The 11131-nt window shown below is 41.0% G+C and carries 7 protein-coding genes; 2 read left to right on the top strand and 5 right to left on the bottom strand.

The window, feature by feature from the left end; genetic code table 11:
• Positions 1-33: 33 nt before the first annotated feature.
• Together IPI59_11235 and IPI59_11240 are read left to right on the top strand one after the other, a co-directional pair.
• Positions 34-180 (top strand): hypothetical protein, encoded by a 147-nt coding sequence (locus IPI59_11235; GenBank protein MBK7528104.1) that lies wholly within the window; start codon positions 34-36, stop codon positions 178-180.
• A 118-nt stretch (positions 181-298) separates the two neighbouring features.
• Positions 299-1831 (top strand): hypothetical protein, encoded by a 1533-nt coding sequence (locus IPI59_11240; protein ID MBK7528105.1) that lies wholly within the window; start codon positions 299-301, stop codon positions 1829-1831.
• Between the two features lie 635 nt (positions 1832-2466).
• On the opposite strand, the gene IPI59_11245 is transcribed toward IPI59_11240, so the two are convergent.
• From IPI59_11245 to IPI59_11265, 5 genes are all read right to left on the bottom strand, one after another.
• Entirely contained in the window at positions 2467-4929 is a 2463-nt protein-coding gene (locus tag IPI59_11245) for a transketolase (GenBank protein ID MBK7528106.1), read from the bottom strand.
• Between the two features lie 125 nt (positions 4930-5054).
• Complete coding sequence (locus tag IPI59_11250) at positions 5055-6107, bottom strand: ABC transporter permease (GenBank protein MBK7528107.1); 1053 nt, start codon at positions 6105-6107, stop codon at positions 5055-5057.
• 77 nt (positions 6108-6184) lie between these two features.
• Complete coding sequence (locus IPI59_11255; protein ID MBK7528108.1) at positions 6185-7786, bottom strand: ATP-binding cassette domain-containing protein; 1602 nt, start codon at positions 7784-7786, stop codon at positions 6185-6187.
• 149 nt (positions 7787-7935) lie between these two features.
• Complete coding sequence (locus IPI59_11260) at positions 7936-10161, bottom strand: carboxypeptidase regulatory-like domain-containing protein (protein ID MBK7528109.1); 2226 nt, start codon at positions 10159-10161, stop codon at positions 7936-7938.
• 163 nt (positions 10162-10324) lie between these two features.
• Entirely contained in the window at positions 10325-10828 is a 504-nt protein-coding gene (locus IPI59_11265; protein MBK7528110.1) for a histidine phosphatase family protein, read from the bottom strand.
• Positions 10829-11131: the final 303 nt, after the last annotated feature.

The following is an 11131-nucleotide window of genomic DNA, read 5'->3' on the forward strand; positions in this document are numbered from 1 at the left end:
TGATATAATTTTTCATTTTAAATTTTAAAAATTATGAAGCAATACAAAAACAAACGCTACAACAGTATAGGGCAAATAGTTAGCACCTACAATACAATCCAAAACCAGCAGGCAATACCCTGCCAATTACCTACGGGTTTGTATTTATATAAGTTTAGCGACACCGCCTACAACTTTTAAAAAATAAACGCAGTAGTCTAAAAATAATTTGTATCTTTGCGTGCTTGTTATTTAAACCTTACAGCCCTTTAAAACCTATATATACCGTTATTTGGCTGTGTGTATATGTTGTTGTAGTATGCAGAAATCAGAGCCACTGTTTGACCTCATTAAAAGCTTAACAAAATCGGAAAAACGGTTTTTTAAAATTTACTCTTCGCGCCATGTTATTGGCAACGAAAATAACTATGTTAAACTTTTTGATGCCATAAACCAACAGCCTATTTACAACGAGACGGCTTTGTTACAACGCTTCAAAACACAAAAATTTGCCAAAAGATTGTCGGTGGCAAAAACATATTTGTACGAGTTGATACTTAAAAGTATGAACGCTTGCCATGCTTCGCGCTCGCTCGAAACGCAAATTGCCGACTGGTTAGGGCAAGCCCGGTTTTTGCTCGAAAAAGGCTTATACCAGCAGTCATTAAAATGGGTTAACAAAGCCAAAAAAGCCGCCCTTGAACGAGAAAAAACTGCCCTTTTGCCGCAAATTGTCGAACTACACAAACAAATTATCGACTTGTTGGCCTATCAACAATACCCAACCCAAATTCTGCGTGCTATTTATGATGCCGAGTGCCAAACCTTAGAACAGTTGGTAAATAAAAACGAATATTGGCTGTTACAAGCTAAATTATATGCTTTTTATAATGATAAAGGCATGATGCGAAACCCCTCGGACGTTGACCAACTGGCCGGCGTGTTTAACTCGCCATTGCTTAAAGACGAAAAACAAGCCCTTTCGCACGCTGCGCTCATTTCGTTCTATCGAATTTATGCCACCTATTTTTTTATCGCCCGCGATTTTAAAAATTGTTATCAATATAGCCAAAAATTAGTGCAAACCATCGAGTCGCGCCCCGATTTGCGCAACGACAACCAATTTTTGTACGTACAATCGGTTAATAATTTGCTAAATATGACCACCGCCCCCGAAAAGGCTGCCGAGCGGCAAACTTATTTGCAAGAATTAGCCCTGATGCTAACAAACGAATCGTTAAAACACAACGAACCACTACAAATAAAACTTTTTGAAGCGTATTATTACCACCAAATTACCGGATGTATTAGCACCGGCCGCTTTTTTGAGGGCGAATACCTAATTGCCCAGTTAGAGGAAGGTTTGCAGCGCTGGTATAACAAAATAGATGCAATGGGGCAAACTATGCTTTGTTTTTATGGGTTTCATTTGTGCTTTGGTTGCGAGCGTTTTGCTGAAGCATATCGCTTTTTAGTCCGGATTTTAGCCATGCCCCCGCACGTTGTTCGAGACGATATTTATTGCTTTTCGAGGATATTGTCGTTATTGGCAGCCTACGAGTTGGGCACCCCCCAAATACTTAAAAAATGTGTGCAACAAACCTATAAATATTTGGTGCAAAGGCAACGCCGCTACCAGTTCGAAAGTTTGGTGGTGCAATTTTTACGGCAAGTGGTACACGCAAACACCGAGCTTAATTTTCAAGGCTTGCTGCACGACTTACACAAACAGCTACTCGAATTGCAAACCCACCATTTTGAAAGCAAAGCCTTAGCTTATTTTGATTTTGTAGTTTGGGTTGAAAGCAAATTGCAAAACAAATCATTTGCCACCGTTATGGGAGGCCGATAATGCGATATACTTGCTTTTTTTCTCTTGACGAGTTTCAATTTTGATATTATTGCTTGATGCTAATAATTTAATCACATTGAATATTTTAGGAGTAATGGACATTTTTAACCCGGATTCCGCAATAGAAAAAAGCATTAATTTTGTTGCTAAATTTCTAATACATAGCGTTAGAGAAAAAAGACGTTTGAAATTCGATCTATCCTTTACCAACAAAGAGATTACGCCATGGGGCGGAATGGTATCCGAGTTTAATTGAAATTTAAAATACTTAGGTTTTTCAAAATTCTCTGAAAACAAACTAAAACTTTTTAGTTTGGGCTTGACCATAGAAAGAAGCCATAAAAGTACATGCGAAAACAAAAATATTGCCCTTAAATAAGTTCTTTTTCATGGGAGTATTTGTTTATGGAAAAAAAAACTCTTGTCCAAATTTACGACAATATTAGGGTTAATCATCAAATTAATTTGTGACTTTTTTTCCCTCTTGTTGCTTAATTTAGGTCTTTTTTACATCCTCCCTAACCCAATTACAATTACTTTTTTACGATGAGAATAAATATCTAAAAATGTCAATTAACAATTTGTGGTCAAATACATTCACCGACACATGTTTTTTATACAGGTAGTGTGCCATGCTACCCCAAATATTCTTTAAAGATTGCGGGTGTAACTTCGTTCATTATTGCGTACACTTTTTCTACAATATCTTCGGCGCTGGGTTTGCAAAAATAATCGCCATCGCTGCCGTAAGCGGCGCGGTTTTCAACGGCGGTAAGGGTAGCGGGCGGGCTGTCTAACCAGCGGTAAGCACCTTGCACCTCAACAACATGTTGCAAAATATAGGCCGATGCACCTCCGGGCACATCTTCATCAACAATTAACAGTCTGTTTGTTTTTTGCACCGAAGCAGCAATGTTGTGGTTTAAATCGAAAGGCAGTAAACTTTGCACGTCAATTACTTCGCAATCTATACCGATAGCCGCTAATTGCTCGGCGGCATCCATAACAATACGGCAGCACGAGCCATAGGTAACAATGGTAAGGTCGGTGCCTATGCGCAAAGTTTCAACCACACCCAGCGGAACGGTAAAACTGCCAATATTATCCGGAAGCGTTTCTTTTAGCCGGTATCCGTTTAAACACTCAATTACCAAGGCGGGGTCATCTGCTTGCAGTAAGGTATTATAAAGTCCGGCGGCTTGGGTCATATTTCGGGGCACTACCACGTACATACCGCGCAAGGCGTGTAAAATTACCCCCATTGGCGAGCCAGTATGCCAAATACCTTCTAAACGATGGCCACGTGTGCGCACAATTAAGGGTGCTTTTTGTTTTCCGGCAGTACGGTACAATAAGGTAGCGGCATCATCGCTAAGCGTTTGAAGCGCATACAGTAAATAGTCTAAATATTGTATTTCGGCCAAGGGGCGCAGCCCGCGCATGGCCATTCCTAAGCCCTGCCCAACAATGGTGGCTTCGCGAATTCCGGTATCAAAAACCCGCTGTTTGCCGTATTTTTCTTGCAGTCCACTAAATCCTTGGTTTACATCGCCAATTTTGCCCAGGTCTTCGCCAAAAGCAAAAAAGCGAGGCTCGCGTGCTAAAATGGCATCAAAGCAAGCAACCATAATCTCGTAGCCATTTACCTGAGGGCTATTTGCAGTGTATTCTGCCTTTATATGTGGCACCTTGAGTGCTGAGTTTGGAAAGGGACTGGTTAAAAACGAGGTAAAAATTTGTTTTTGTGTTTGCATTAACTCGTTTGTAAAACGCTTCAAATTAATTATACCGGAGGTATTTGTGGCGTTGCGCAGTTGTAATAGAGTTTTGCGTGCCGATTGGGCTATTTCGCGCTGGGTAGGGTTTAGCAGTTTTGAGAGGTCGAGGCGTAATTGCTGCATTTTCTCCGGATGCGTGCCCTCGTTGGCTATGGCATCGTACAAACTCAACAGTTCAGCTAAATTCGCCTGTATGGGTTGGTTCAGTTCTTTCCAAGCGGCATTTTTTTGTTGGCGAACGTCTGCAATGGCTTGGTTGGCAATATTTTGTAAGGCTTCGGCATCTGCAATTTTGTGTTCTATAATCCAGTTTTTAAAATGCAGTAGGCAATCCATTTCCACTTCCCATTTTAGGCGTTCTTCCGATTTGTAACGCCTATGGTCGCCAGATGTTGAGTGGCCAAGTTGCTGCGTTACCTCTTGGATGTGAAATAAGGCGGGCGCGTGTTTTTTCCGGATATTTGGAACTGCTTTTTGATACATTTTACATAATCCGGCATAATCCCATCCATGTCCGGTTATAATATACATCCCCTCTTTATTTTTTTCGTCATAAGCCATGCCGCTAAGCGATTCGCTGATGCTTTGCTTTGTTGTTTGATACTTTTTAGGCACTGATATGCCGTAACCATCATCGTAAACGGTTACTGCCAACGGAATTTGCAGTACGCCTGCGGCGTTAATGGCCTCCCAAAAAATACCTTCGCTGGTGCTGGCATCGCCTATGGTGGCAAAAGTAATTTCGTTGCCCTGGTTCGAAAAATCAGTTTCGTTATGCAGTGCGGCACATTCTCTGTATTTTTTTGAGGCCAAAGCCAAGCCTACGGCCCGCACCATTTGGCAAGCTGTTGGCGATACATCTGCCGAACTGTTTTTTAGTTGCGATAAATTTTTCCACGAGCCATCATCGTTCAAACTAGCTGTAGCGTAATGACCATTCATGCAGCGGCCTGCGCTGTTTGGCTCTTGCTGCGGATTTGTATTGGCGTACAACTGGGCGAAAAATTGTTGAGGGGTAAGCAAACCAAGTGCCATCATTAAGGTTTGGTCGCGGTAATATCCCGACCTAAAATCGCCGTTTTGAAACACTTTGGCCATTGCCAACTGTACCACTTCTTTGCCATCGCCTAAAATTCCAAATTTTGCTTTGCCACCTAAAACCTCTTTCCGGCCTAAAATGCTCATTTCGCGGCTGGCGTTTGCTAAGTAAAAATCGTTCAAAACTTCGGTACAAAATTCATCCCAAGTTAAGTTTTTTCCGGTAATAGCGGCTATTTCGGCTGCCGAAACAGGCTGTTTGGTGGTGGTATTACGAGGCATATATTTTTTATAGATACGGGTTGATATTGCCGTAAAATTACGCTTTTTTACCGGAATTTTTAGCCAAAATTGCTTTTTATCCGCGTTTAGGCAGCTAAAATAAGTTGAACGAAAAACAATCTTAGTTATAAAGTAACACGTGGGTCGAGCAAGCCGTATAGCATATCAACCAAAATATTAATTACTACAAACAAACTTGCAGTAAACAATACCGCTCCCATAGCAACCGGAAAATCGAGGTTGCTAAGTGCGTTAATGGTAACAAAACCCAGTCCTTTGTAGTCGAAAATTATTTCAATAAAATACGCCCCGGCTAAGGTGCCGGCCAACCACCCCGAAACGGCGGTAACAACCGGGTTAAGCGCATTGCGCAAGGCGTGTTTAATCACTACGCCCCAAGGGTTTAATCCTTTCGCGTAAGCGGTGCGTATGTAGTCTTGGCTTAATACCTCGACCATACTGCTGCGGGCTAACTGCACAATAACAGCCAATGGCCTGATACCCAAGGCTATGGCAGGTAAAATAAGATTTTTAAGATTTAGCGTTTCCTCGCCTAAGTCGTTCATTTCGTAGAGACTTCCGGTATAATTAAGTCCGGTATAATCTTTAAGCCAATAGCCAAAAATAAGAGCTAATATAATTCCGGTAAAATACGAGGGCTGCGAAACACCTAATATCGAACTTACAACAATGCTGTTATCGAGCCACGAAAATTGTTTTATAGCCGCCAACATGCCCAAAAAAACGCCCAAAATAGTAGCCAAAGTCATGGCCACCAAACTTAAGATAATGGTTTTTGGCAGGGCTTCGAGTAAAATTTCGCCCACGGGTCGGTTATTTTGGTACGACTTACGCAAAAATGGCCATTTGGCTGCTATTACGTTGTTATTGCCAATATTTAGTATTTTTTTATAGTTGTATTTCTGTTGGTTTTCGGGGGTATTTTCGTGTATTGATATTGGTAGCAAGTCGTTTAGATACAAACCAAACCGTGTCATTAATGGTTTATCTAATCCTAATTCTTTTTTTACCGCTTCGAGGGTGGCTACATCGGCGCGTTGCCCCATTGTTTGCCGTGCGGGGTCGCCTAAGCCATTAAATAAAAAAAACACAATTATTATTACACCAAACAGCACTAAAATGCCATATAAAATTCGTTTAATAAGGTATTGTATCATGTTTATTTAGTTTACTTATTTGAATTTTGCAAAAGCAAAGGTAGTACATACAGTTTTTTGTTTTACTGTTTTTTTGCTTAGGTGGCCATACTATTGCTCATTTTATATTCGTCAAAATTAGTTTCGCGGTCAATGCAATGGGTTGGGGTAAGTTCAATTATTCGGTTGGCAATAGATTGGGCAAGGGCATGGTCGCGGGTGGTAAACAGCAAGGTGCCTTTAAAATCTTTTAGACCGTTGTTTAGGGCGGTTATGCTTTCAAGGTCAAGGTGGTTGGTTGGTTCGTCCATTAATAATACGTTGCCTTTTAACATCATCATCCGGCTAATCATACAGCGCATTTTTTCGCCTCCGCTTAAAACTGCGCACGACTTAAAAACTTCTTCGCCGGTAAATAACATTTTACCTAAAAATCCGCGAATAAAAGTTTCTTCTGTTTCATCAGAAAATTGGCGCAGCCAGTCGGCAATATTTAGGTTGGCATTGGCAAAAAATGCCGAGTTGTCGGAGGGTAAATAGGTGGGTGCCGTAGTGATGCCCCATTTAAAACTGCCTGTATGTGGCTGTTCATCGGGCAGCATAATGGTTTGATAAAAAGCCGTTGCGGCTAAACTGTTGTTGGCAATAATGGCAATTTTTTGCCCGCGCTGTACCTGAAAACTGAGGTTGCTAAATAAAACCTGCCCATTTAATTCGCAGCCCAAGCCTTCAACTTCTAAAATTTGCTCGCCGGCTTCGCGCTGCATATCGTTAAACATAATGGCGGGGTATTTGCGGCTCGAGGGGCGAATGTCTTCGAGTTTTATTTTTTCTAAGGCTTTTTTACGGCTGGTGGCTTGTTTTGATTTTGAGGCATTGGCCGAAAACCGGGCAATAAAAGTTTTGAGGTCGGCAATTTTATCTTCGGCTTTTTTGTTTTTATCTAAGGCTTGTTTTAGCAGTAACTGGCTCGATTCGTACCAAAACGAGTAATTTCCGGAAAAAATGGTAATTTTCTGAAAATCAATATCGGCAACGTGGGTGCAAACGGCATCTAAAAAATGCCTATCGTGCGAAACTACTAATACAGTATTTTGATAATCGGCTAAAAAATTTTCTAACCAGTCTATTGTATTTAAGTCGAGGTCGTTTGTTGGCTCGTCTAATAATAAAATATCCGGATTGCCAAATAAGGCCTGTGCTAATAAAACGCGCACTTTTTCTTTGCCGTCTAAGTCTTTAACCATTTGGTAGTGTAAACTTTCGGCTATACCTAAATTGCTCAACAATGTTGCAGCATCACTTTCGGCGTTCCAGCCGTCCATTTCGGCAAATATGCTTTCTAACTCGCCAACTAAATGGCCATCTTCTTCGGTAAAGTCGGGTTTGGCGTACAGGGCTTCTTTTTGTTGGATAATTTTGTACAATTTTTCGTTGCCCATAATTACCGCATCTAAAACTGGAAACTCGTCAAACTCGTAACGATTTTGTTTTAATACACTTAGGCGTTGGTTTTTGCCAATTTCAACACTGCCGGTTGTGGGGTCAACCTCGCCCGATAGTATTTTTAAAAAAGTACTTTTTCCGGCACCATTAGCGCCAATAATGCCATAACAGTTTCCGGGCGTAAATTTTAAATTTACATCTTCAAACAGCACACGCTTGCCATGCCGCAACGATAAATTGCTAACCGAAATCATTCGTAAATAATAAATAGGGTATTTTAATGCTAAAACTACGTAAGGGTTGCAAAGGTACGCCTATTTAATGGCTTTTTACGAAAAAAATATTTTTAATATGAAAAGATAAGGCAGAATTTTCAATTCTTAATTATCCATTGATTTATAGGTCAATGCAGCAAAACCAGTTTAACGCCTTTTAAACTTTGCCCGCTTGGGTATTGGATAAAATAAACGCCGGCGGGGTATTGTGCTAAATTTAACTGAAGTGGTTTATTGCCGGTGAGTTGGTATTTTTCGATGAGTTTGCCGGCGACATCGGCCAAATAAAGCTCGGCAATATCGGCATTTGCAGTTAGGGTTAATGGGCCATAGGTAGGATTAGGATATAATTTAAGCTCAATGGTTTTAATGTCGTTATATGTTTTGTTGCCGTTGTTTTGAGTTGTATCGGTGGTAATATTGGCATTTAAGGCAGCAGCAGCAATAAATATATGGTCAACAACGGTGCTATCGGCTACAAACTGTTGGTCAATTGGAATTTGGCAGTTTGGCATTTTTATGAATTGCAAAGCCACCTGCGCCAACAAATCGTTAAGTTTATTTACATCGTATTTATCGGTGGTAGGTTCAATATGGCTGTTGCCCACGCGGCTGTGGTCGGTTAAAAACAGGTACGAGCCATTAGTGGCCAAAGCAATACTGCGCATAAGGTATTCGCTGTCTTTTTTGATGCCGCTGCACACAATTGGCACTATCCGGATGCCTTTGGCGGCTGCGGTGGTAATGGCATTTTGCATCCGGATAAAGTTTTCGGGGTCTTCGTGTGGCGGGGCATCCAAAATTACAAAAGCCAGCCGCGCCCTTGCCTCGCTGCTCCAGTTTAAAGTATGAACGGCTACCGACAAAGCGCTGTCAATTGCTTCGGGGTAGTCGCCACCGCCGCCACTTTTTTGGTTGCGGATAAAGTTTAGGGTTTCGTCAATATTGGTGCTTAATGGCGAGGTGCGGGTAACATATTCGTCGTCTAAGTCGCGGTAAAAAACGCTGCCCACGCGCAAGCTTAATTCTTCTGTAGTATTTTGGTTTTTAATTCGGGCAATTACATCTAAAAGCTCGGCTTTAAGGTATTCAATTTCGTCGCCCATAGAACTTGTAGCATCAACAATAAACGCAATATCGGCAACTGGGGGCGCATAACAAGGCGCATCGAGGGTAATTACCTCTATACCTTTATGAAACGGATGTGCTTTTTTTACCTTGTATTCTTTTCCGGAATAATTAACAGCGATACTAAATTGCTCGTTTTTTCCGGAAATTAATTCCGATTTATCAGTTTTTGTTGTTGTATCGTTTTTTGAGTATAAATTTGCCCAAAGTTCGGCTTTGCCGGTATTGTCTGAGCGGGTTTGCCAAACGGTTTGCCCTGCTTTATTTAATAGTTTTACAGGTTGGTCGGCAATAGGAAATCCGGATTCGGTAACTAATTGCACCGTATAGCGTTGCATGGGTTGTATTTGCCATTTTTGCTGGTATTGGTATAAATCGTGGTTAGCAATATCTTGCCAAAGATCCCATTTTTTAAAATCGCTAAGTTCTCCGGCGGTTAAAGTTCCGGCACTCGGTTTGGGTGCTTCCAGCGTGTAAGCACCGCCACCCTCAAAATGTTTTTTTACTAAATCGCCTACCTCAATACTGCGGCTATCAGAGGGTATTTTTATAGCGGTTAATTCTAAAGGCTTCCTACTTGGGTTGGGGCTGGGGTTTTTACTTAATCGAATACCATCAACATAATATGCCTCGGCTTTGCTAATTGATTCGTAAGATTTTGTAGGTACAGGTGCTGCTGGGGGCGAGGTAGGTATAGCACTAAACGATAGTTTGGATTGCCTTCCATAACCGGTTTCGGTTGTTGGTTTGGGTTTAGTGTTGTTGGCTGTTTTACTTTTAGTATCTTTTGGGGGTTCGGTTTTTGAACTGGCCAAATCATCTGCTTTTTTCGATTCGGCAAACTTGTCTCTCGACATTGAAATATGTAAATACTTGGGTTGGCTTTCATGGATTGCCAACGCATATAGTGTAGCATTAACATAACCCACCTTAGAGGCCTCTAACCGGTACTCTTGCGAGGGTAAGTTTGTTATTTGGTAAAAACCCTGTTTGTTGCTGGTGGTTTGAGCTATGGTTTTGTTGCCATCCAACAAGGAAATTGTAACGCCCGATAAAGCTTGGTCGGTAGTAGCATCGGTTACAGTGCCTTGTAATTGCCCACTGTTATTGACAAGGGTTTTTCCGGAAGCAGACAACAGCAATTTAGCATTTAAAAATGGGGCATATAAAGCAAATAAAGTAAATACCAACAGGGTTAAACAAAAGGAGTATAATTTGGCTCGCATTTTAATAAAATGAATTAGTTAATTTTATAAATAAATGGCTCATAAATAGCAGTATCAGCAGTAAAAACACTTCAAAAACTACCATTAACCACACTTCTACTTAAACAGATGCCTATTTTGTTTAATTGGGTGTTTGTACTTTGTTAAAATACCTAATTTTAGTTTATATACTTTTAGGCGTTAAATACATTTCTAACGAGCCAATGCCTTGCTTTATGTCGCTCCATTGCGTTATGGGCAATAAAATTTGTACCACTACACAAGTTGGGCGGTCAAAATAGCGGGTATTGGAAAACCAAGCTACCAACTGCGAGAACGCGCTGTTGTGGCCTACCATCATAGCTGTTTGGTATTGGTTAGGCAGGTTTTGAAGGGTTGCCACAATATTGCCCGATGCTAAGGAAAAATCGTACAGCAAAGGGTCAGTAGCTATTTGTTCGGGGGGATAGCCTAGTTGTTGGGCAATTAGCTGGGCGGTAGTATGTGCCCGTTTGGCCGTACTGCAAATTATATATTGTGGCAATTGGCTGGGGTTAAGGTGCTGGGCTAAATATTTGCCCATATTTGGGGCATCGTTTAGACCGCGCTCGTTAAGTGGGCGGTCGTGGTCATTAAAATTATTATCCCAGTCAGATTTTGCGTGGCGAACTAAATAAAGGATTAACATAAGATAGTTGTTTGCTTGTTTTGTGTTGAGCAATATTACAGCTATAAATTAAAAAACTTAGTAGGGTGGGTTGGTATCAAATCCGGAAATTTATATAGCTTTTAAAACGCCATCATAGATAGGTTTAGTATAAAGGTAATACTTTTTTGATTTCGCCGTTTTCAAAGTAAAAAAGATACAACTTTTTGCCTATGCCAACTTGAATGGTTCGGTTTTAGCTGTATTTGCGCGCTATTTCCGGAAGAATCTTCTAACTATATCATTTGCACTAAATCAGAGTTAGAATTATTTTATGCCAAGCCC

This window comes from Sphingobacteriales bacterium, assembly GCA_016706405.1.
GTDB lineage: Bacteria > Bacteroidota > Bacteroidia > Chitinophagales > UBA2359 > BJ6.

Bases quoted from the DNA above. Each gene is read 5' to 3' on its own strand.
- IPI59_11235 (MBK7528104.1), top strand. From the start codon at position 34: ATGAAGCAATACAAAAACAAACGCTACAACAGTATAGGGCAAATAGTT.
- IPI59_11240 (MBK7528105.1), top strand. From the start codon at position 299: ATGCAGAAATCAGAGCCACTGTTTGACCTCATTAAAAGCTTAACAAAA.
- IPI59_11245 (MBK7528106.1), bottom strand. From the start codon at position 4,929: ATGCCTCGTAATACCACCACCAAACAGCCTGTTTCGGCAGCCGAAATA.
- IPI59_11250 (MBK7528107.1), bottom strand. From the start codon at position 6,107: ATGATACAATACCTTATTAAACGAATTTTATATGGCATTTTAGTGCTG.
- IPI59_11255 (MBK7528108.1), bottom strand. From the start codon at position 7,786: ATGATTTCGGTTAGCAATTTATCGTTGCGGCATGGCAAGCGTGTGCTG.
- IPI59_11260 (MBK7528109.1), bottom strand. From the start codon at position 10,161: ATGCGAGCCAAATTATACTCCTTTTGTTTAACCCTGTTGGTATTTACT.
- IPI59_11265 (MBK7528110.1), bottom strand. From the start codon at position 10,828: ATGTTAATCCTTTATTTAGTTCGCCACGCAAAATCTGACTGGGATAAT.